Source organism: Streptomyces sp. SID13666 (genome assembly GCF_010548325.1).
Lineage (GTDB): Bacteria > Actinomycetota > Actinomycetes > Streptomycetales > Streptomycetaceae > Actinacidiphila > Actinacidiphila fildesensis.
In genome coordinates, this window is record NZ_JAAGLX010000004.1 from 263,254 (window position 1) to 284,594 (window position 21,341).

Below are 21,341 nucleotides of genomic sequence, written 5' to 3' on the forward strand. Positions count from 1 at the left end.
CACGTACGCCCCTGACGTCCGGCCGCCCACGCGGAGAGCGCGAGGACCGGCAGCACGTGCAGGACCGCGCCGCTGATCGCGAGGAGTTCGAGAAGAGGGGGCACGATCCGCCGCCGGGTCCCCCTTCCCATCTGACGAACCGTCAGGTTCAATGGTCGATGTGATGGGACACGCAGGGATGGCGGCCACCGCCGTCCGGTACCTCAGGTCGGTAGGGGCCGCCACGACGGCGGGGCCCGTGGAACCGCTGCCGCGCCCGGACTTGCGGGCCGTGGGGCCGGACGAACGGGCGCCGGTCGATCCGGCGGTGTTCCGGAAGGTGCTGGGTACGTTCGCGTCCGGGGTGACGATCGTCACCGCTCCCGGGGCGGAGGGCCCGACGGGGTTCGCGTGCCAGTCGTTCGCGTCGCTGTCGCTCGATCCGCCACTGGTCGCGTTCATGGTGGCGCGTACGTCCACGACCTGGCCGAAGATCGCGCGCGCCGGTGTCTTCTGCGTCAACATCCTCAGCGACGAACAGGGCACCCTGTGCCGTGGCTTCGCCGTGAGCGGGGCGGACAAGTTCGCGGGGGTCGACTGGACGCCGGCGCCCGTCACCGGGTCGCCGCGGCTGGCGGGCATACCCGCGTGGATCGACTGCACGATCCACGCGGTGCACACCGGTGGCGACCACTTGATCGTCGTCGGCCGGGTCAACGAACTCGGCTGCGCGGAGCCCGATGACGCGGACGGGACCACGCCCGAGGCCGGGCCACTGCTCTTCTACCGTGGACGTTTCGGCCGGTTCGCCCAGTAGTTGACGTCACCCTGTAGTCAACACAGCGGGTCGAGCCAGGACGCTCGGTGCACGTCGTCGCACGCACCCACTCACGCCGCCGCTATGGCCGGGATTCCCGTCGAGCGCCCCCGCCGGATGACCAGGACCATCAGCGCGGCGACCGCGCACAGCGCGCCCGAGCTGTACCAGACGAGGTCGTACGAGCCGAAGGCGTCCCGCGCGACGCCGCCCAGGAAGGCCACGACGGCGGCACCTATCTGGTGTGCGGCCAGGACCCAGCCGAAGACGATGGCGCTGTCGTCGCCGTAGTACTCACGGCAGAGGGCGATGGTCGGCGGGACGGTGGCGACCCAGTCGAGGCCGTAGAAGACGATGAAGACGATCATCGGCGGGTGCACCGTGTTGGCCATCAGCTGGGGCAGGAACATCAACGACAAGCCGCGCATCCCGTAGTAGACGGCGAGCAGCCGGCGCGGCTCGAAGCGGTCGGTGAACCAGACGGAGGCGATGGTTCCGGCGATGTCGAAGACGCCGATGACGGCGAGCAGTGACGCGGCGGCCGTGACCGGCATGCCGTGGTCGTGGGCGGCCGGTACGAAGTGGGTTCTGATCAGGCCGTTCGTGGAGGCTCCGCAGATCGCGAAGGATCCGGCGAGCAGCCAGAAGGGGCCCGTACGGGCGGCGACGGACAGTGCCTTGAGCGCCCGCCGGGCGGCTCCGCGCACCGGGGCCGGCTTGGCGGTGAACTCCGGCGCCCCGTAGGCCGACAGGCCGACGTCCGCGGGGTGGTCGCGCAGCAGCAGCCAGACGAACGGGACGACGGCGAGCGCCGAGAGGGCGACGGTCGCGGCGGCGGGCCGCCAGCCGTGCTGCTCGACGATCCAGGACAGCAGCGGCAGGAAGACCAGCTGTCCGGCCGCGCCGGCCGCCGTCAGGATGCCGGTCACCAGTCCACGGCGGGTGACGAACCACCGGTTGGCGACGGTGGCGGCGAAGGCGAGCGCCATGCACCCGCTGCCGGTGCCGACGAGGATGCCCCAGCACAGGATCAGCTGCCAGGTCTGCGTCATGAAGATGGTGAGGCCGGCGCCGAGCGCGATGGTGGTGAGCGCGGCGGCGACGACACGGCGGATGCCGAATCGATCCATCAGGGCGGCGGCGAACGGTGCGGTGATCCCGTACAGCGCGAGGTTGATGGAGACGGCGAAGCCGATCATGCCGCGTGACCAGCCGAATTCCGCGTGCAAGGGCTCGATCAGCAGCCCGGGCAGGGAGGCGAACGCGGCCGCGCCGATGATCGTCACGAAGGTGACGGCCGCCACGAACCAGGCACGGTGAACCCTCGACCGCCGGCCGGGAACGGGCACCGCGCCGGCCGATATCCCGGCGTCCGGCGCCTCGGGGACCGGAACGTCCTGTGCCTCGGAGACCGGAACGTCCTGCGGATTCTGCGTCGGGGCTTGAGGTGTCTGCGTCACACGATCAGCTTCGGGCCTGCTTCAACACTGAACGAGTGGCCGGATGGTCATGATGTGAAAGAATCGGGCCATGACGACTCCGGACCAGGCCGGGAAGCAGCACACCGGAACGCGCACCGGAACGCGAGAGACGGCGTTCCGGCATCAGGACCGGCACCGGGTGGCGGTCCTGGTCATGCCCGGCGTGATCCCCTTCGAGCTGGGGATCCCCGCCCGGATCTTCGGCGGCGCCCGCACCCAGGAGGGTCGCAACCTCTACGAGGTCGTGACCTGCTCGGCCGTGCCGGGGCTCGTCCAGACCGACGCGGACTTCCCGATCCTCGTCGAGAACGGGCCCGAGGTCCTGGAAGCGGCCGACACCGTCGTCGTCCCCGCCACGCACGAGCTCGACGACATCTACGTCTCGGGCCGGCTGAGCGGCCCGCTGGCCGCCGCCTTCGCGCGCATCAGGCCCGGCACCCGCGTCGTGTCGATCTGCACGGGCAGCTATCTGCTGGCCGCCGCGGGGCTGCTGGACGGCCGGCCCGCCACCACCCACTGGGACAGCGCCGACCACTTCCAGCGGCTCTTTCCGCAGGTCAAGGTCGATCCCGACGTGCTCTACATCGACGACGGCGACATCCTCACCTCGGCCGGCGTCGCCTCCGGAATCGATCTCTGCCTGCACATCGTCCGCCGCGACCACGGAACGGCCATCGCGAACGCCGTCGCCCGCCGCACCGTCGTCCCCCCGCACCGCGACGGCGGCCAGGCGCAGTACATCCAGCGGCCGCTCCCCGAACCGCAGCTGGCCAGCACCACGGCCGCCCGCGCCTGGGCGCTGGGCAGGCTCGACCGGCCGCTCACGCTGCGCGAACTCGCCGAGCGCGAGTCGATGAGCGTACGGACCTTCACCCGGCGGTTCCGTGAGGAGGTGGGGATCAGCCCCGGGCAGTGGCTCGTGCAGCAGCGCGTCGAACGCGCCCGCCATCTGCTGGAGTCCAGCGATCTGAGCGTCGACCAGGTCGCGCACCGGGCCGGATTCGGTACGGCGACCTCCATGCGGCAGCACCTGCACGCGGCGCTGGGCGTCTCACCGTCCGCCTACCGCCGCACCTTCAACGCCAACGCAAACGCAAACGCAAACAACGCCACGGCCACACCCGCCGCCGCACCCACCGCCTGAACCGACCGATCCCACCTCCGGCCGACCCCACCTCCGACGCCCGGATCGGCAACGACGTCGCCGGGCTGGCGGAAGGTGGGTGACTCCTGGGCTCCCGCCCGTTCGGACCGTCAGAAGGTGAGCACCCCCCGTGCCACCCGGCCGTGGTGGGCGTCGTCGGCGGCCTTCGCGAAGTCCTCGACGGGGTAGGTCTCGGTGACCAGTTCGTCGAGCAGCAGCCTGCCCTGGCGGTAGAGCTCGGCGTAGAGCGCGATGTCGCGCTGTGGGCGGGACGAACCGTAGCGGCAGCCCAGGATGGACTTGTCCAGATACATGGACGACACCAGGAAGCTCGCTTCGGCGTCGGCCGGCGGAACGCCCAGCAGGACGGCCTGGCCGTGCCGGTCGAGCAGGTCGATGGCCTGGCGGATGAGTTTGACGTTGCCGACGCACTCGAAGGTGTGGTCGGCGCCGGTCGGCAGCAGCTCGCGGACGGCCGCGACGGTGTCGTCCACGGCGGACGCGTCGATGAAGTCGGTGGCGCCGAACTGCCGTGCCACGTCCCCCTTGGCGGGGTTGGCGTCCACGGCGACGATCCGGGTGGCGCCCGCTATCCGGCACCCCTGGAGGACGTTGAGGCCGATTCCGCCGGTGCCGATGACGACGACCGTGTCGCCGCGGTCGACCTTGGCGCGGTTGAGCGCGGCGCCGACGCCCGTCAGGACGCCGCAGCCGATCAGGGCGGCGGACGTGAAGGGGATCTCCTTCGGGATCTTGACCGCCTGGACCGCCTTGACCACGGTCTTCTCCGCGAAGGCCGAGTTCGAGGCGAAGTTGAACAGGTCCTTGCCCTGCCGGGAGAAGGGCCTGCCCGGGTAGCCGATCGCCTTGCGGCACATGGTCGGGCGGCCGCGGTCGCACTGCGCGCAGGTGCCGCAGTTGGCGAGGGTCGACAGCGACACGTGGTCGCCGGGTTCGACATGGGTGACCCCGGGGCCGACCGCCTCGACGATGCCGGCGCCCTCGTGGCCGAGGACCACGGGGACGGGGAACGGGATCGTGCCGTCGATGACGGACAGATCGCTGTGGCACAGGCCCGCGGCCTGGATGGCGACCAGCACCTCGCCGGGGCCGGGGCCGCGGACCTCCAGGTCGTCGACCACCTGGGGCTGTGTGCCGTCGAAAATGACGCCTCTCATGAACTGTCCTGTTCCCTCAAGGGCCTTCGGTTTCAGGAAGGCCAGACGACCGATTGGAGTTCGCTGTACGCGTGCAGTCCGAACGAGCCGCCGTCCCGGCCGACCCCGCTCTCCTTGAAGCCGCCGAACGGCGTCTCGGGGTGGCGCTGAACCGTGTTGATGCCGACGTTGCCGCTGCGCAGACGGGCGGCGAGCGCCCAGGCGCGGCCCGCGTCGTCGGAGAAGACGTAGTCGTAGAGCCCGTACGGGGTGCCGTTGGCGATCTCGACGGCCTCGTCCTCGGTGTCGTAGGCGAGGGCGACGACGACCGGGCCGAAGAGTTCCTCCTGGGCGACGGTCATGTCGGGGGTGACGTCGGCGATGAGGGTGGGGGCGACGTAGAAGCCGGGCTTGAGGTCGGGGCGTTCGCCGCCGGTGACGACGCGGGCGCCCTGGGCGCGGGCGCCCGCGATGTACGCCTCGACGCGATCACGCTGGGCAGCACTGATGAGCGGGCCGACGACGGTCGAGTTATCCACAGGGTCCCCGGTGGTCAGCGCTCCGGCGTACTGTGCAAGGGCGGTGATCACCTGCTCGTACTGGTCGCGGTGGACCAGTACGCGGGTGGGCGCCGTGCAGATCTGACCGCTGTGGAAGGCCCAGGTGGAGGCGACCGCCCCGACCGCCGCCTTGAGGACCGCTCCACCCGATTCCGGCAGGACGATCGCCGCACCCTTGCCGCCGAGTTCCATCAGCGTGCGCTTCAGCGTCCGGCCGGACGCTGAAGCGATCGCCTTCCCGACCGCCGTCGACCCGGTGAAGCTGATCATGTCGACGCCCGGGTGCGCGACGAGTGCCTCGCCCGCCGCCGCACCCGATCCGGCGACCACGTTGAACACGCCGTCGGGCAGGCCCGCCTCCTTGAAGATCTCACCGAGCAGCAGGCAGGTCAGCGGGTCCTGCGGGGCGGGCTTGGCCACCACCGTGTTGCCCATCGCCAGGGCGGGGGCGACCTTTCCCGCGAGGTTGGCGAGCGGGAAGTTGTACGAGGTGACGCAGCCGACGACGCCGACCGGGCGGCGTACGGCGGCGGCGCCGATCAGTCCACCGGGTGCGAGAGGAGAGGCTTTGACGGGTTGTGGAGCGAGCGGGATGACATCGGGTTCGACCGCGCCGCGGGCGTAGCGGCGGAAGCGGTCGGCGGCCGGCGGGAGTTGCAGGGCGGAGGCGACGCGCGCGGTGGCGCCGGTCTCGGCCTGGAGGAGGGGGACGAGTTCGGCGGCGCGGGCGGAGATCGCGTCGGCTATCCGGTCGAGGACGGCAGCACGTTCGCGTGGGTCGGTGCGCGACCAGCCGTCGAAGGCGGCGCGGGCCGCCCGGACGGCCGCGTCGACGTCGGCGGCGGTCGCTTCGGGGGCGTGCCCGACGGTTTCCTCGGTGGCCGGATTGATGATCGCGTAGTGGCCCTGGGCGGGCTCGTGCCACTGCCCGTTGATCCAGTGCGCGTAGGTCGGGGGTACAGGTCGGCTCATGGCCGCGGCTCCTTCGGGAGGCCGAGCACCCGCTCGGCGATGATGTTGCGCTGGATCTCGTCCGAGCCGCCGTAGATCGTGTCGGCACGGCTGAAGAGGAACATCCGCTGCAGCGTGTCGAGTTCGTAGGGCCGGGACGGGGTCCAGGCGGTGGGGCCGGTGGCGGCCGCCGGGCCCCGGACCGCCATGGCCAGTTCGCCGAGCCGCTGGTGCCAGCCGCCCCAGAGCAGCTTGGCGACGCTGGGGGCGCCGGGCGAGTCGGTGCCCAGGGTGCGCAGGGCGTTCCAGCGCATCGTTCTGAGCTCGGCCCACTGGCGGACGATCCGGGCCCGCAGGACGGGTTCGGTGTCGGCGCCGGTGGTCCGGGCGAGGTCGGTGATCTCGCGCAGTTCCTGCTCGAAGCCGATCTGCTGGACGAGGGTGGACACCCCGCGCTCGTAGCCGAGCAGGGACATGGCGACGGTCCAGCCGCCGCCCTCCGTTCCGATGAGGTGGTCGGCTGACGCGTGCGCCGCGTCGAAGAAGACCTCGTTGAACTCGGCGTCGCCCGACATCTGGCGGATCGGCCGGACCTCGATCCGGCCGGGCTGGTCCATCGGCACCAGCAGGAAGCTGAGGCCGTGGTGCCGGCGGGAGCCGGGTTCGGTGCGGGCCAGGACGAAGCACCAGTCGGCGTCCTGGGCGAGCGACGTCCAGATCTTCTGGCCGGTGATCCGGTAGCCGCCGCCGTCGTCCCGGACCGCCGCGGTGCGGATCCCGGCCAGGTCGGATCCGGCGTCCGGTTCGCTGTAGCCCTGGCACCACAGTTCCTCGCCGCGGGCTATCGAAGGAAGGAAGCGGTCCCGCTGCGCGGGGGTGCCGTGGGCGAGGAGGGTGGGTGCGAGCAGGTTCTCGCCGATGTGGCCGGACCGGCCGGGGGCGCCGGATCTCGCGTACTCCTCACCCCAGACGACCTGCTGGGCGAGGGTCGCCCGGCGGTTGCCGTAGTCCCCGGTCCAGCCGAGCCCTATCCAGCCGGCCGCACCGAGGGTGCGCTCCCAGCCGCGCCCGCCCGCCGGCCACCCGTCACGGTGTTCGGCGAGCCAGGCCCGCGCCTGGGCGCGGAAGGATTCGGCCTCCGGGCCGAACGTAAAGTCCACGGATCCTCCGTCATCGGGCCGATCATGAAGAGCCGGACGGTCGTCAGACACGGCCTAGGCGTTGGGCCGCTCGGCGGCGGCCGCTGCCGCGCGCATCGCCTCCAGTTGTTCGAGCATCGGCATCGGGTCGACGCCGATGGTTCCGGGCAGGACGTCCGCGATGCGTTCCGGCGTCCAGGGCCCGTCGCCCCAGGCCGACCGCAGTTCCCGCGGCTGCGCCCAGACGGCGATCTTCGGTCCGGCGACGGTGTAGACCTGCCCGGTGATGGCGGAGGCGCGCTCGGAGAGCAGGAAGACGACCATGGCGGCCACGTCCTCCGGTTCGCCGATCTCCTTCAGCTCCATGGGCACGTTGGCGGACATGCGGGTGCGGGCGACCGGGGCGACGCAGTTCGCCGTCACCCCGTACTTGTTGAGGCCGAGTGCGGCGCTGCGCACCAGCGAGATGATGCCGCCCTTCGCCGCCGAGTAGTTCGGCTGCGAGACGCTGCCCTGGTGGTTTCCGCTGGTGAAGCCGATCAGGGTGCCGGCTCCCTGCTTGCGCATGACCGCGGACGCGGCCCGGAAGACGGTGAAGGTGCCTTTCAGGTGGGTGGCGATGACCGGGTCCCACTCCTCCTCGGCCATGTTGAAGAGCATCCGTTCGCGCAGGATGCCGGCCACGCACACGACGCCGTCGATGCGCCCGTACGTCTCGACGGCCGTGGTGACGATGCGCGCGCCGCCCGCCATCGTCGACACGTCGTCGGCGACGGCGACGGCTTCACCGCCCGCCGCCTGGATCTCCTTGACGACCGACTCCGCGATCTCGCTCGCCGGTTCGCTCGCGCCGTCGATCGAGACCCCGTAGTCGTTGACGACGACCTTGGCCCCCTCGGCGGCACAGGCGAGCGCGACCGCGCGCCCGATGCCACGCCCGGCACCCGTAACAGCGACGACTTTTCCGGTCAGGAAGTTGCCCACGTCCCGCCCCTTCTCATGGTTTCTGACGGACCGTTAGATTCTAGGAGTGAGTACACACCCCAGCACAAGCCCTACGACCAGGAGGCCGCTGTGACGCTTCCCGCCGAGTTCCACGACATCGCCAAACGGATCAACAACTGGGGGCGGTGGGGCGAGGGCGACGAGATCGGCACGCTGAACCTGATCACCGACGAAGTGGTGCGCATCGCGGCCGGGACCGTACGCAGTGGCCGGCGCGTCCCGCTGGCCCTGCCGCTGCAGCAGGACGGGGTGCAGACCGGCATGATCCCCGGCCGGGTCAACCCGCTGCGCACCATGGTCGCGCTCAACCTGGAGATGTTCGGCCCGGGAACCATCGCCACCAGCGACGACGCCGTCACCATGGGCCTGCAGGCGGCCACCCACTGGGACGGCCTGACCCATGTCTCGCACTCCGGAAAGATCTACAACGGCCGTCCCGCCGACTCCGTCACCGCGCACGGCGGCGCCGCCTTCAGCGGCATCGAGAAGGTGACGACCCTGGTCTCACGCGGCGTGCTGCTCGACGTGGCCGCGGCCCGGAAGCTGGACCGGCTGCCCGGCGACCACGCGGTCACCCCCGAGGACCTGGAGGCGGCCGAGGAGCTGGCGGGGACCACGGTGCGCGCCGGGGACATCGTGCTGGTCCGCACCGGTCAGATGCGCTCCTACCTGGGCGGCGACAAGCACGGCTACGCCTTCCCGTCCCCCGGGTTGTCCATCAGGACGCCGGAGTGGTTCCACGCGCGTGATGTGGCGGCGGTCGCCAACGACACGCTCACCTTCGAGATCTTCCCGCCGGAGATCGAGAACCTCTGGCTGCCGGTGCACGGACTCGATCTCGTGGAAATGGGGATGCTGCAGGGCCAGAACTGGAACCTGGAGGAGTTGTCAGAGGCCTGCGCCGAGGCGGGGCGGTACGAGTTCTTCCTGGATGCCACGCCCGAGCCCTTCGTGGGCGGGGCAGGCAGTCCGGTCGCACCGGTCGCAGTGCTCTAGGCGCTTCAGGCTGATCCGCTGCTCGGCGAGGGTCCGGTCGGCGAGGGTCCGGTCGGTCAGGGTCCGGTCGGCGAGAGGGGTCCGGTCCGTGAGGGCCGGGGGCCGGTCGGCGGCCCGGTGTCCAGCGCTCTGGCGCTCACCGGGCCGCTGGTCCACGGTCTCCAGACAGGCGATCCGCTCGGCGCGGTCCACCTCGCACCAGATCCGCTTGCCGGCTCCTTCGGGCTGCCAGCCCCACCGGTCGGCCAGCCCGTCCACCAGCTCCAGACCGCGGCCCCCGGTCTCGTCCCGGTGCGCGTGCCGCGGGGTGGGCGGGCGGGCGCTGGTGTCCGCCACCTCGACCCGGACCGTCGAGTCAGAGGTGCCCGAGGCATCCGAGGTGTCCGGGAAGAGCATCCGCAGCACCGCCGGACAGCCGGTGTGCACGACCGCGTTCGTCACGAGCTCGGAGATCAGCAGAATCAGCGTCTCGGCGAGCGGTTCGTCGGCCCCTATGCCGGAGCCCAGAAGCCGTGAGCGCGCCCATCGCCTGGCCCGGCCCACTTCCGCGGGATCCGCGCCGACCTCGAGCTGAACCTGAAGCACCTGCACCGCTCACACCATCCGAACCGGCGGACACATCGCCTCGCGCCACAGCGGAGTCACCGTACGTGACATCCATGTAGCACAGCATGATTGACCTACAGTCACCCCAACAAGCGCTTCGGGCATATTCCAGCGCAAAGGAGTACGCGTACCGCATACTGTGCGAAGCACATTTGGGGGCGTGTGGGGAGGATTCGAACATCCAGGCGTCCCAGGCGCGGCGCCCGCCCGGCTCCGCCGGGCGGCGACCACTCGGCGCCTCTGTACCTCTCGCACTCGATGGAGCGTACCCGAGCCGGACGCCGACTCCGGTCCGTCACGAGTAACGCGTAGGACACAACCCGATATCAACGCAGCGTCACTGATCATTCACGCGGCCTTCACTGGAGCAGTTCCCCCGCCAGCTCTTCCTCGTGGCGCTCCGTGTCCCCCCGCCCGGCGGCGAGCACCCAGGACCGCTTGATGTGGAGGTGTACGTCGGCCTCCCAGGTGAAGCCCATCCCTCCGAAGACCTGCAGGCAGTCACGTGCGTTGCGGGAGGCCGCGTCGTCGGCGAGCAGCCGCGCCGCGGCCGTTTCGAAGCCGTCGCCGGACACCGCCGCCGCGTAGACGGCCGTGCGGGCCATCTCCAGCCGTACGAGCATGTCCGCACACAGGTGCTTCACCGCCTGGAACGCCCCGATCGGCCGCCCGAACTGCTCGCGTTGCCGGGCGTGTTGCACGGCCATCGCGAGGGTCCTTCCGGCGCTGCCGACCTGCAGGGCCGCGGTCAGCAGCGCGGCTTCCCGCCGCAGCAGGACCGGGTCGGCGCCCGCGAGGACCGGGTCGGCGCCCGCGGAAGCAGCTTCGACGCCCGCGCCGCCGTCGAGTGCGCGGGCCGGGGGCAGAACGCTGCCGGGCAGGTGAAGGGGGGTGAGGGGGTCGACGGAACGGATCTCCGCCGCCGGATATCCGTCCGCGGCGAAAAGCCCGACGCCCGTCCCGCCGAGCTCCCCGGACCCGACCTGGGACCCGGGCTCTCCGGCCCCGAGCTCCCCCAGCGCCAGGACGGCGTCCGCGGCGCCCAGGTGGCCGACCGGGGCGGGCGGCAGCGCCAGGGCCACCAGCAGCTCCCCCGCCGCCGCGCCCGCCGCCACCGGCCCGGTCAGATGGGTCGCCGCCAGATGCGTACCGACCAGCGGCCCCGGCAGCAGGACGCGGCCGGCCTCCTCGAAGACGAGCACGGCCTCGGGCAGCCCGAGGCCCACCCCGCCGTCCGCCTCCGGCAGCCTGAGGGCGAAGAACCCGGCCTCCCCCAGCTCACGCCACAGCACCCGGTCGACCACCGGCGGGCCTCCCACCACGGAGGCACCGCCTGAGCCGGTCTCCAGGGCGTCGCCCGCGTCGACCGCCGCGCGCAGCGCCTCGCGAGGGAACCGCCCGGCGAGCAGCTCCCGCACACCCGTCCGCAATGCCTCTTGATCTTCTGTCGGTTGGAAATCCACGGTCGGCCCCCGCTCCTCGGCCCTCGGCCCTCAGCCCTTCGGGAGGCCGAGGATGCGCTCGGCCACGATGTTCTTCTGGATCTGCGATGTGCCGGCGGCGATCGTGTACGAGAGCGACGACAGCCGCTCCGCCGTCCACGGATGCCCGGTGTCCTGCGCGAGCGGCCCCAGAACCTCGGCGGCCGTGTCGTAGAGCTCCTGCCGGGCGTGCGAGTAGCGCAGCTTGAAGACCGACCCACCGGTCCCGGGCACGCCCGTGCCGCCCGCCCGCAGCGAGCGCTCCGCCTCGCTGACGTTCCACTGGGTGAGCCGCCACAGGACGGAGAACTCGGCCGCGAGCCGGCCCAGCCCGCGCCGCAGCGCCGGATCGTCCCAGCTGCCGTTGGCCTTGGCGGCGCGCGCGACCTCGCCCAGGACGCGGCGGCAGGCGACGACCTCGCCGACGAAGGCGGTGCCGCGTTCGAAGGAGAGGGTGACCATGGTGACGCGCCAGCCGTCGTTCTCCTCCCCCACCCGGTTCTCGACCGGCACCCGCACCTCGTCGAGGAACATCTCGGCGAACTCCGTCGACCCCGCGAGGGTGCGCAGCGGCCGTACCGTGACGCCCGGGGCGTCCATCGGCATCGCGAGCCAGGAGATGCCGCGGTGCTTGGGCGCCTGCGGATCGGTGCGGACCAGCAGTTCGCACCAGTCCGCGACCTCCGCGTGCGAGGTCCAGATCTTCGAGCCGGTCACCACGTACGCGTCGCCGTCGCGCACCGCGCGGGTCCGCAGCGAGGCCAGGTCGGAGCCGGCGCCGGGTTCGCTGAACCCCTGGCACCACACCTCGTCGCCGCGCAGCACCGGCGGCAGCCAGCGCCGCCGCTGCTCGTCGGTGCCTTCGGCGGCGATGGTGGGCCCGGCGTGCAGCAGCCCGACGAAGTTGGCGCCCACGTAGGGCGCGCCCGCCTTCTCCGTCTCCTCCAGGAAGATCAGGTGCTGCACCGGCGTCGCGCCCCGCCCGCCGGCGTCGACCGGCCAGTGCAGGCCCGCGTAGCCCGCGTCGTACAGCATCCGCTGCCAGCCGGCGTCGTACGCACGCCGCCCCGGCCAGTCGCGCGGGTCCGGCCGGGGCGGCAGCTTGGGCAGTACGTCGCCGAGCCAGGACCGCAGTCCGGCCCGGAACTCCTCCTGCTCCGCGGTGTACGTCAGATCCACGCTCGCCTCACCTACCGGATCCGCCGGCCGCGGGCGCGGGCGCGGGGCTCTGCCGTGCGAAGGACGAGAGGTCGAGACCGCGGTCGAAGTCGAGATCGAGCATCCGGATCGCGTTGCCGCGCATGAGCTTGTAGACGGTCTCGTCGTCGAGCCCCTTCATATGGTCCTCGGCGACCGCCTTGGTGTGCGGGAAGGTCGAGTCCACATGCGGGTAGTCCGTCTCGAAGGTCGCGTTGTCGCGGCCGACGACGTCCAGCGACGCGACCCCGTGCTTGTCGCGGAAGAAGCAGCAGAAGATCTGCCGGTAGTAGTACGTCGACGGCGGCTCGGGGATGATGTCGCGCACCCCGCCCCAGGCCCGGTGCTCCTCCCAGACGGTGTCGGCGCGCTCCAGGGCGTACGGGATCCAGCCCATCTGGCCCTCGCTGTAGGCGAGTTTGAGCGTCGGGAACTTGACGAGGACCCCGCTGAAGAGGAAGTCCATCATCGAGGCCATCGCGTTGTTGAAGCTGAGCGCGGCCTGGACGGCGGGCGGCGCGTCCGGGGAGGCGGCGGGCATCTGCGAGGACGAGCCGATGTGCATGTTCACTACCGTGCCGGTCTCCTGGCACACCGCGAAGAAGGGGTCCCAGTAGCCGGAGTGGATGCTCGGCAGGCCCAGGTGCGTCGGGATCTCGCTGAACGTGACGGCCTTGACGCCGCGGGCGGCGTTGCGGCGGATCTCGGCCACGGCCAGGTCGATGTCCCAGAGCGGGATGATGCACAGCGGGATGAGCCGGCCGCCGCTGTCACCGCACCACTCGTCCACCATCCAGTCGTTGTAGGCGCGCACGCAGGCGAGCGCGACCTCCTTGTCGTGCGCCTCGGAGAACGTCTGCCCGCAGAACCGCGGGAAGGTCGGGAAGCAGAGTGACGCCTCGACATGGTTGAGGTCCATGTCCGCCAGGCGTTCCTTCGGGTCCCAGCAGCCGCGGCGCATCTCGGCGCGGGTGATGCCCTCCAGGGTCATGTCGTCGCGGTCGAAGCCGACGGCGGCGATGTTCCGCTTGTACGGGAACTTGAGGTCCTCGTAGATCCACCAGTCGGTGGGCGGTCCGTCCGGGTCCATCGTGATCTGGTACTTCCCGGCGACGTACGCCAGCTCACCGATACCGGCGGTCAGCGGCTTCGGACCGCGGTCGCGGTACTTGGCCGGCAGCCACTTCTCGAAGAGGTGCGCGGGTTCGATGACATGGTCGTCGACGCTGATGATCCTGGGCAGTTCCATCGGCCTCTCCCTGCAGATCTGATGGATCGTCAGATTTAGAGTACGCACGCACGCACGTCGCGTCCATCGGCGTCACACCCCTGGACCGGCGGGGTCGCTCCGCATACGCTGCGGCCAGGATCTGACGCTACGTCAGGTGTGGTGACGGTACGGAGGAGACCGGCATGGACCCGACGCGGGAGAGCGGCACGGCCCCGACGCAGACCGGATCGGCCCCGGCACAGGGGACGGGCACGGCCCCGGCACAAGGGACCGGCACGGTCGCGGCGCAGGAGACCCCGACTGCCGTCGCAGCGGCCCTCGGTGCATCGTCAACCCTCTGGGCGCTCGCCGCCCGCCGCGCCGAGCTCACCCCCGACGCCCCCGTCCTCCTCGACACCGACGGCCGCCGGATCACCTTCGGCCAGCTGTGCCACCAGGCCGAACGCGTCGCCGCCGGCCTCCACGACCTCGGCGTCCGGCCCGGCAGCCGGTTCGCCTGGCAGCTGCCCACCCGGATCGAGACGGTGCTGCTGACCTTCGCCCTCGCCCGGCTCGGCGCCGTGCAGACCCCGCTCATCCCCTTCTACCGGGACCGCGAGGTCGGCTACGCGCTGCGCGAGGCCGGGGCGGAGTTCTTCGCGATACCCGGCGAGTGGCGCGGCTACGACTACGCGGCGATGGCCGACCGCCTCGCGCCGCGGCTGTCCCGGCCGCCGCTCCTGCTCACCACCTACGACCGGCTCCCCGACGGCGATCCGGCCGTGCTGCCGGAACCGCCCGCCGACGGCACCTCGGTCCGCTGGATCTACTGGACCTCCGGCACCACCTCCGACCCCAAGGGCGTGCTGCACACCGACCGCAGCCTCATCGCCGCCGGCGGCTGCCTCGCCCACGCGCTGCGCCTCACCCCCGACGACGTCGGCTCCATGGCCTTCCCCTACGCCCATGTCGCCGGACCCGACTACACCGTGATGCTGCTGCTCTACGGCTTTCCCGCGCTGCTCCTCGAGCACTTCGCGCTGCCCGCCTCGCTCGACGCCTACCGGGAGCACGGCGTCACGGTCGCCGGCGGCAGCACCGTCTTCTACTCGATGTTCCTGGCCGAGCAGCGCAAGGACCCCACCGCCAAGCTCATTCCCGGCCTGCGGCTGCTCGCGGGCGGCGGCGCGCCCATGCCGCCCGAGCTGTACTACGAGGTCACCCGCGAGATGGGCTGCCAACTCACCCACGGCTACGGCATGACCGAGGTCCCCATGATCACCATGGGCGCCCCCGACGACACCCCCGACCACCTCGCGACCACCGAGGGGCGCCCCCCGGCGGCCATGGAGATCCGCATCACGGACTCCGACGGCAAGCCGCTGCCCGCCGGCACCGACGGTGAGGTCAGGCTGCGCGGCGAGGCCGTCTGCCAGGGTTATCTGCATGCCGCCCAGACCGCCGAGGTCTTCGACCCGGACGGCTTCCTCATCACCGGCGACCTCGGCCGGCTCACCCCGGACGGCTATCTCGTCCTCACCGGCCGGCTCAAGGACATCATCATCCGCAAGGGCGAGAACATCTCCGCCCAGGAGATCGAGGACCTGCTCTACGAGCACCCCGCCGTCGCCGACGCGGCCGTCGTCGGACTGCCCGACCCCGAGCGCGGTGAACGGGTCTGCGCCGTCGTGGAACAGCCCGCCGGAGCGCCGCCGATCACTCTCGCGGACATCACCGGATATCTACGGGAGCACGGGCTGTCCGCCCACAAGCTGCCGGAACAACTGGAGATCGTGGACGCCCTGCCGCGCAACGACGTGCTGCGCAAGGTGCTGAAGTTCAAGCTGCGGGAGCGCTTCGGCGGCACCCGCCCCTCCTAGGCCGCGCCCCTCAGGAGACGCGGGACCCAGCAGAAACCCGCGGGAACACCGGGACGACCGGGACCAATGGGGCCACTGGCACCGTAAGGACTAGCGGGCCGTGACAGCCGCGGCCGGGCATGCCGCAACAGCCGCTAGTCTGCGTCTGCTGACCACGTAACTTCCGGGACGCGTCGCCGAGTTGACGCGCGCAGGACGTCCGGCCGCGTGGCGCGACCAGGTCTTGGGAGGCGGACGTGGCGGACGCTACGGACAGTGCGGTTGCGGCGCAGAGCGGTCCGCGGGACCGCCGGCCGGGCCGCGCGCAGGCGCAGGTGCACGCGGCGCGCCGGCTGGGCGAGGCCAGGATCGCGCTGGCCGCGGGCGACGCGGCCGGCGCGGCGGACCGGTTCCGCGCGGCGCTCGCCACCGCCGGGGACCACGAGCTCGCGGACGAGCAGGTCTCGGCCCTGCTCGGGCTGGGCGACTGCGCCCTCGAGAGCGGGGAACTCACCGTCGCCCGCGAGCACTTCGAGGCCGTGGAGAAGCTGCTGGCCGGTGAGCCGCTGCCGCGCCGGGCCGCCGCGATCCGCGGCCGGGCGGTCTCCCATCTGCTCGCGGGTGAACTGCGCTACGCCTGCTACCTGCTGGAGAGCGCGATCGACGGACTGCACGCCGCCGGAACCCAGGACCCGGACGCGCTGCTGCTCCTCCACACCGCCGTCATCGCCCCGTACATGGACATGGGCGCCCACGCCCGCGCCGCCCAGGCCGCCGAGCTCGCCCTCGCACTCGCCCCCAGCGCCACCGATCCCGCACTGGTCGCCGGAATGCACCGCAGTGTGGCCCGCACCCTCATCGCCGAGGGCCGGATCACCGAGGCCGACGCCTCGCTCGCCAAGGCACAGGAGCTGTACCAGCGCCTGGGATTCCGCTCCGACCTGGCTAAATGTCATTGGATGCGCGGGTATGTACACGCCCAGGACGGCAATCTGGAACACGCGGAACGTGAACTGCGGCTCGCCCGCGACATGCTGGCGGCACAGCAGTCCGTGCTCTTCACCGATCAGGTGGAGGTGGAACTCGCCGACGTGCTGCGCCGGCGCGGCAGTCACACCGAGGCGGGCGAACTGCTCGCCCGGCTGCTCGACCGCATCGGTCCCGAGCGCGGCGCCATCCACGCGGCCGGCGCCCACCGGCTGCTCGGTCTGATCGCGCAGGAGGACGCCGAACTCGACGCCGCCGAGGAGCACTACGTCAACGCCCTGTCCCTGCTGGAACGCGCCGGCGCCGCCGGCGATCTCGCCGATCTCTGCCGGCTGCTGGGCGATCTGCTGCGCAGTACCGGGCGGGTCGAGGCCGCCCTGGACGCCTATCGCACCGGCCTCGGCCACCGTGCCGCGATCGGCACCACCACACTGGGCCCGGCTCCGGCGAAGCCCACCAGACCACCGGCGTACTGAGACCGCCCGCGACATCCGGTGCGGACCAGGGCGTGTTGCGAAAGTCCCGCCTGGCCCACGGCGTCTGGCACGCGCCCTAGGCGGATATCGGCCGGGCCGAGTCGTCGGTCGCGGAAGCGAGGTCCGGATAGACGTCGAAGAGGCGGCGGACGCCGAGGGCGGCGAGCACCCGGTTCACATGGGACCCGTCGTCGGCGGCGCCCTGGTCCGGCAGCACGATACGGAGCCGGCCCGCGCACGAACGCATCAGTCGGCGCGCGGCGATCAGCACACCCACTCCGCTGGAGTCGCAGAAGCGCACCTCCGCGAGATCGAGGACCACGCTGCGCCGCCCGTCGGCGACCGCCTCGTGCACGTGCTGGCGAACGGTGGGGGAGGTCAGGAGGTCCATCTCGCCCGTGACGATCACCACGGCCCAGCCGTCCTGCTCGACCTGCGTTACTTCCACTGAGACTCACCTCGCGACGTCGCTGGGAGCAGCCCGGCCACCCTGGCGGTCCGCGGAGGCCCGGAAGGCCGCTCCTCGGGGAATTGCGACAGCGTCATCATGTGAACCCTATGCCCGGAATCCCGCACAGCCGAGCAGTACCGCGGTCACACCCGCATAACACATCGCCAGAAGCGGTCCGATACGGCGGCAGGATGGCGCAAAGGGGCGTACGCCGTCGTAGGTGGCGGTTACATTCGAACTGACGAGGCCGGGCAGGTCCGGCAGGACGACGCGGCCGGCGGAACGCCGGCGGCGAGGGGAGAGGTTCGCATGGCGACACCGGCACCACCCCGCTGGGACCGCAAGATGCAGCAGCGTCTGGCCCGCGGGGAGGAAGCCGCGCTCGGCGAGCTGTACGACCGGTACGCGTCGCTGGTGCACAGCCTCGCCCACCGCGTGCTGGACGACGACGAGGCCGCGAACCACATCACCCGCGAGGTCTTCGGCTTCCTCTGGGAGAACCCCGACGCCTACGACCCGAGGCGCGGCTCGCTGCGCTCCTGGATCGCCGCGCTCACCCAGCGCCGGGCCGTGCAGCGACTGCGCCATGCGGAGAACCGCGGCCGGAGCAGCCAGGACGAGGTCGAGGCGAAGGTCCGCGAGGCCAATACCGCCGCCCGCGCCGACTTCATCGTCACCTCCATGCCGGCCCCGTTGCGCGACGCCCTCGAACTGGCCTACTTCCGGCGGCGCGACTACCGGCAGACCGCCGCCGACCTGGGCGTCACCGAGGACGAGGCCCGGCGCCGGCTGCGCCTGGGCCTGCAGCTGCTGTCCACCGCGATGGCACCCGCCGCGCCCGCGGGTCTCGACGGGTGGCAGCGGTGACCGCCGGGACGACGGGCCCCGGGCCGGACCGCGGACGGCTCCCCCCGTACGACCACAGCACCCTCAAGTCCCTGCTCGGGGCCTGGGCGCTGGCCGCCTGCTCACGCGAGGAGTCGCTCGCGGTCGAGGTGCACCTCACGGACTGCGCGTCCTGCGCGGACGAGGCGCTGCGGCTGCGCGACGCCGTCGGCCTGCTGCACCAGGAGGAGACGCTCGACCTTGATCCGCTGCTGCGGTCCCGGGTGTTGTCGGGTTGTCTCGACCGCCGCCCGGCGCGCATTCCGGTGCCCGACTGGGCGGGTCCGTACGACGCGGAGTCCGCCCGGCTGGACGCGCTGCTGCGCGATCTCGGCGACGGCTACTGGGACGCGCCCGTCGAGCTGCGCTGGTACGAGGACAAGCGGGTGGCCCGTGAGGTCTCCGTCGCGCAGGTCATCGGCCATCTCTGCGCGGTGGACGGCCTGGTCGCGTCCGCGCTCGGGCTGCCCATCGACGAGCTGCCGTTCGATCCCGCGCAGCGCACCGAGAGTTACTGGGCCACGGCGCGGAACGTGCCGGGCGCCCCGTTGCGTGCCCGGTGGCGCGAGCAGAGCCAGACGCTGGTGCGCACGGTGTCCTTCGCCGGGCACGGGACCGCCGGACTGGACGTCGGATACGGCGCGTTCACGCTGCCGCTGCGGGACGCGTTCCTCGACCGGGCCTTCGAGTGCTGGATACACGCCTGGGACATCGCCGAGGCCGTCGACTACCCGTACGACCCTCCGGCGCCGCGCAACCTCAACCGCATGATCGACCTGGCGGCCCGGATGCTGCCCACCGCCATCGCGGGGCGCCGCCGGGCCGGACTCACGGCCTCCCCGGCCCGGCTCACCGCCGCGGGCTCGCCCGGCAGGTCGGTGCATCTGGAGGTCGAGGGCCAGGGCGGGGGGAACTGGTACATCGCCCTGGACTCGCCCGGAGCGCCGGCCACCGCCGAGGAGGCGGTGGCCCATGTCGCGCTCGACAGCGTCGAGTTCTGCCAGCTGGCCGCGGGTCATCTGGAGCCCGAGCGGATAGCGGTGGGCCAGGACGGGGACCGCGACGTCATCCGCGATGTGCTCTTCGCCGCCGCGTCACTGTCGAGGCTGTGACGCGGCGGCAGCTCCCCGCTCCTGCTACTTCTTCAAGTGGTCCAGCCAGGGGTGCTTCCGCGGAACGCACGCCTTCGGGTTGGTGTAGGCCGGGCACTTGCCGTCCAGCTTCGGCGTGATGTGCGCCAGCATCGACCGGTACGCGGGGTACAGGCCGGGCCCCGGCATGTACTTGTTGGCGATGGCGGAACCCGACATCCCGAACAGCAGCAGCAGACAGGCGAGCACCCCGGCGTGCAGCGGCAGACGGGCCCGGAGACCACTCCTGGCGCCGCCGGCCGTGCCCGCGGAAGCGGACGAAGCAGCCGGTGTCAGCTTGGGGAGCTTGATCCGCTTGAGTCGCTGCACCCCGAGATAGATGGAGAATCCGCACAGCACGAGCAGGCAGTACATGATCTGCCACGACGTGCGCGGCCACAGCTGTACGGCGTTGTCCCGGTACATGTGCGAGGCGTACCACAGGCGCATCACCCAGGCGCTGGCCATGCAGGTGGCGGCGACGATGACCACGGACCGCCTGGCGCCCAGGATGAGCGAGACGCCGAGGCCGATCGCGAGCAGGATGGCGAAGAGCCCGACGCCGCCCAGCTCTCCCAGCGGCGGCCACTGGTCCGGCTTGCCGTTCTGCACCCAGAGCCAGATGGAGAAGTAGCCGGGGTCGGTGTCGGTGTCGACGTACATGTACCGGTCGACGTTGTCCGTCGACATCAGCAGGAGCTTGGAGAGGGTCCAGCCGGCCACGGCCAGGAAGACGAACGCGGTCGAGCCGAGCAGGATCAGCGCCCGCTTCGGGCCGGCCTTCCAGGGGAAGTACGCGAGCGTGAGCACGACCATGCCGGCCGCCGACCAGACGAACCATCCTGAATAGAGCAGGAAGTCCAGGCCGATCAGCAGCCCGAGCCCGGCTCCCACCGCGATCAGGCGCCTCGGTTCGGTGACCGGACTGCGCCGCAGTGCGCTCAGCAGCAGCGCCAGCGCCGGGATGAAGATGAAGAGCGACAGGTTGCCGTAGGGCTTGTACGGGTCGATCAGCGGGAGGGTGGGGACGACACCGATGATCAACGCCCACACCGGGCGCAGTATGGTCCGCCACATCAGATAGGCCAGCGGGCCGATGAGCGCGACGGTGACCAGCGAGAGCGTCTTGAGCGCGTAGCCGGTGTTGCCGTTGTAGAAGAGCTTGGCCCAGGCGGCGAGCAGGTAGATGTACAGCGGCGGGTACCCGGAATCGTCCGGGATGCCGTGCCCGGTGGCCACCGAGTGGGCGTACTTCTGGATGACCGAGGAGTCCGAGATCACACCGTTGATGGGCCACGGGGTGCCGTGCAGCGCCACCGCGACGCCGCCCGCGATCAGCCCGGTGAACAGGCCGGCGGTCGCCGCACAGGCCAGCCGTACCGCCCAGGTGTAGTGGACCGGCCGGCCGAAGCGCTGCACCAGCAGCACGGCGACGACGATCGCGATGGCGATGACCATGAACGGGAGCAGCATGGCGGCGAGGCCGCTGACCTGTCCCGGGCGCTTCATCGGGTTGACGTGGATGGTCGCGCTGTACAGCAGCAGCAGCGCGGCGGCGGTCATGGCCACACCCGCCTCGGCGAGCAGTCCCACCCACCGGCGCCCGCCGGGGGCCGCGGCTTGATCGCCCGGGTCCCTCCGGATCAGATTCCGCGGCCGCCAGTTCAACGTCGTCATCAAAGCTCCCGTAACTTGTCGGCCACCCCCCTGGCGGTTGGTGGCCAACGGCTGCCGCACTCGCGTCGATCTAGATCGGGGTCGAGGATATCGGACAGCCTGTCCGCCCCCGCGTCGCCATCGGGCCGGGGACCCGGTCCCCGGCCCCACCTG

At 71.5% G+C, this 21,341-nt stretch carries 17 protein-coding genes and 1 pseudogene; 7 read left to right on the top strand and 11 right to left on the bottom strand.

The features are described 5' to 3' along the window. Positions 1–163 precede the first annotated feature (163 nt). Positions 164–796 (top strand): flavin reductase family protein, encoded by a 633-nt coding sequence (locus G3I60_RS10170; protein WP_232485316.1) that lies wholly within the window; start codon positions 164–166, stop codon positions 794–796. Between the two features lie 71 nt (positions 797–867). Here G3I60_RS10170 and G3I60_RS10175 read toward each other — a convergent pair whose 3' ends face one another. Then, positions 868–2,160 (bottom strand): MFS transporter, encoded by a 1,293-nt coding sequence (locus G3I60_RS10175; RefSeq protein ID WP_164607039.1) that lies wholly within the window; start codon positions 2,158–2,160, stop codon positions 868–870. A 166-nt stretch (positions 2,161–2,326) separates the two neighbouring features. Between G3I60_RS10175 and G3I60_RS10180 the strand changes: the two genes are divergently transcribed. After that, complete coding sequence (locus tag G3I60_RS10180; RefSeq protein WP_164296016.1) at positions 2,327–3,421, top strand: GlxA family transcriptional regulator; 1,095 nt, start codon at positions 2,327–2,329, stop codon at positions 3,419–3,421. Between the two features lie 110 nt (positions 3,422–3,531). On the opposite strand, the gene G3I60_RS10185 is transcribed toward G3I60_RS10180, so the two are convergent. The 4 genes from G3I60_RS10185 to G3I60_RS10200 are packed head-to-tail and all read right to left on the bottom strand — an operon-like array spanning position 3,532 to position 8,212. After that, positions 3,532–4,599, bottom strand: a complete 1,068-nt coding sequence (locus tag G3I60_RS10185) for a Zn-dependent alcohol dehydrogenase (RefSeq protein WP_138353557.1) — start codon at positions 4,597–4,599, stop codon at positions 3,532–3,534. Between the two features lie 32 nt (positions 4,600–4,631). Further along, positions 4,632–6,110: an aldehyde dehydrogenase family protein gene (locus tag G3I60_RS10190; protein ID WP_164296015.1), complete on the bottom strand. Its 1,479-nt coding sequence runs from the start codon at positions 6,108–6,110 to the stop codon at positions 4,632–4,634. Continuing rightward, on the bottom strand, positions 6,107–7,249 hold the full coding sequence (locus tag G3I60_RS10195) for an acyl-CoA dehydrogenase family protein (protein WP_164296014.1): 1,143 nt from the start codon (positions 7,247–7,249) through the stop codon (positions 6,107–6,109). Before G3I60_RS10195 ends, G3I60_RS10190 begins: the two co-directional genes overlap by 4 nt. A 54-nt stretch (positions 7,250–7,303) precedes the next feature. Further along, positions 7,304–8,212: an SDR family oxidoreductase gene (locus tag G3I60_RS10200; RefSeq protein ID WP_138353554.1), complete on the bottom strand. Its 909-nt coding sequence runs from the start codon at positions 8,210–8,212 to the stop codon at positions 7,304–7,306. A 90-nt stretch (positions 8,213–8,302) separates the two neighbouring features. On the opposite strand from G3I60_RS10200, the gene G3I60_RS10205 reads away from it, so the two are divergent. Next, entirely contained in the window at positions 8,303–9,229 is a 927-nt protein-coding gene (locus G3I60_RS10205; protein WP_164296012.1) for a cyclase family protein, read from the top strand. A gap of 183 nt (positions 9,230–9,412) precedes the next feature. On the opposite strand, the pseudogene G3I60_RS10210 reads toward G3I60_RS10205, so the two are convergent. From G3I60_RS10210 to G3I60_RS10225, 4 genes and pseudogenes are all read right to left on the bottom strand, one after another. Then, positions 9,413–9,820: pseudogene (locus G3I60_RS10210) on the bottom strand (ATP-binding protein); the annotation flags it as partial. Between the two features lie 374 nt (positions 9,821–10,194). Further along, entirely contained in the window at positions 10,195–11,298 is a 1,104-nt protein-coding gene (locus G3I60_RS10215; RefSeq protein ID WP_164296011.1) for an acyl-CoA dehydrogenase family protein, read from the bottom strand. Between the two features lie 30 nt (positions 11,299–11,328). Further along, positions 11,329–12,495, bottom strand: a complete 1,167-nt coding sequence (locus G3I60_RS10220; RefSeq protein WP_138353551.1) for an acyl-CoA dehydrogenase — start codon at positions 12,493–12,495, stop codon at positions 11,329–11,331. A gap of 7 nt (positions 12,496–12,502) precedes the next feature. Beyond that, entirely contained in the window at positions 12,503–13,762 is a 1,260-nt protein-coding gene (locus tag G3I60_RS10225; RefSeq protein WP_232485317.1) for an amidohydrolase family protein, read from the bottom strand. Positions 13,763–13,926: 164 nt separating this feature from the next. On the opposite strand from G3I60_RS10225, the gene G3I60_RS10230 reads away from it, so the two are divergent. Both G3I60_RS10230 and G3I60_RS10235 read left to right on the top strand, forming a co-directional pair. Then, positions 13,927–15,603 (top strand): class I adenylate-forming enzyme family protein, encoded by a 1,677-nt coding sequence (locus G3I60_RS10230; RefSeq protein WP_164296009.1) that lies wholly within the window; start codon positions 13,927–13,929, stop codon positions 15,601–15,603. A 236-nt stretch (positions 15,604–15,839) separates the two neighbouring features. Beyond that, on the top strand, positions 15,840–17,045 hold the full coding sequence (locus G3I60_RS10235) for a transcriptional regulator (RefSeq protein WP_164296008.1): 1,206 nt from the start codon (positions 15,840–15,842) through the stop codon (positions 17,043–17,045). 76 nt (positions 17,046–17,121) lie between these two features. On the opposite strand, the gene G3I60_RS10240 is transcribed toward G3I60_RS10235, so the two are convergent. Continuing rightward, complete coding sequence (locus G3I60_RS10240) at positions 17,122–17,493, bottom strand: STAS domain-containing protein (RefSeq protein ID WP_138353549.1); 372 nt, start codon at positions 17,491–17,493, stop codon at positions 17,122–17,124. Between the two features lie 312 nt (positions 17,494–17,805). On the opposite strand from G3I60_RS10240, the gene G3I60_RS10245 reads away from it, so the two are divergent. After that, on the top strand, positions 17,806–18,363 hold the full coding sequence (locus G3I60_RS10245) for a sigma-70 family RNA polymerase sigma factor (protein ID WP_138353548.1): 558 nt from the start codon (positions 17,806–17,808) through the stop codon (positions 18,361–18,363). Beyond that, entirely contained in the window at positions 18,360–19,493 is a 1,134-nt protein-coding gene (locus tag G3I60_RS10250) for a maleylpyruvate isomerase family mycothiol-dependent enzyme (protein WP_164296007.1), read from the top strand. The genes G3I60_RS10245 and G3I60_RS10250 overlap by 4 nt, the downstream gene beginning before the upstream one ends. A gap of 24 nt (positions 19,494–19,517) precedes the next feature. Here the strand turns inward: G3I60_RS10250 and G3I60_RS10255 are convergent, their stop codons facing one another. Further along, positions 19,518–21,188, bottom strand: coding sequence for a hypothetical protein (locus tag G3I60_RS10255; RefSeq protein ID WP_164296005.1), 1,671 nt, complete (start codon positions 21,186–21,188; stop codon positions 19,518–19,520). Positions 21,189–21,341 lie beyond the last annotated feature (153 nt).

Coding starts and splice junctions, on each gene's coding strand:
- G3I60_RS10185 (WP_138353557.1), bottom strand. CDS start 4,599: ATGAGAGGCGTCATTTTCGACGGCACACAGCCCCAGGTGGTCGACGAC.
- G3I60_RS10190 (WP_164296015.1), bottom strand. CDS start 6,110: ATGAGCCGACCTGTACCCCCGACCTACGCGCACTGGATCAACGGGCAG.
- G3I60_RS10225 (WP_232485317.1), bottom strand. CDS start 13,762: ATGGAACTGCCCAGGATCATCAGCGTCGACGACCATGTCATCGAACCC.
- G3I60_RS10180 (WP_164296016.1), top strand. CDS start 2,327: ATGACGACTCCGGACCAGGCCGGGAAGCAGCACACCGGAACGCGCACC.
- G3I60_RS10255 (WP_164296005.1), bottom strand. CDS start 21,188: ATGACGACGTTGAACTGGCGGCCGCGGAATCTGATCCGGAGGGACCCG.
- G3I60_RS10230 (WP_164296009.1), top strand. CDS start 13,927: ATGGACCCGACGCGGGAGAGCGGCACGGCCCCGACGCAGACCGGATCG.
- G3I60_RS10170 (WP_232485316.1), top strand. CDS start 164: ATGGGACACGCAGGGATGGCGGCCACCGCCGTCCGGTACCTCAGGTCG.
- G3I60_RS10245 (WP_138353548.1), top strand. CDS start 17,806: ATGGCGACACCGGCACCACCCCGCTGGGACCGCAAGATGCAGCAGCGT.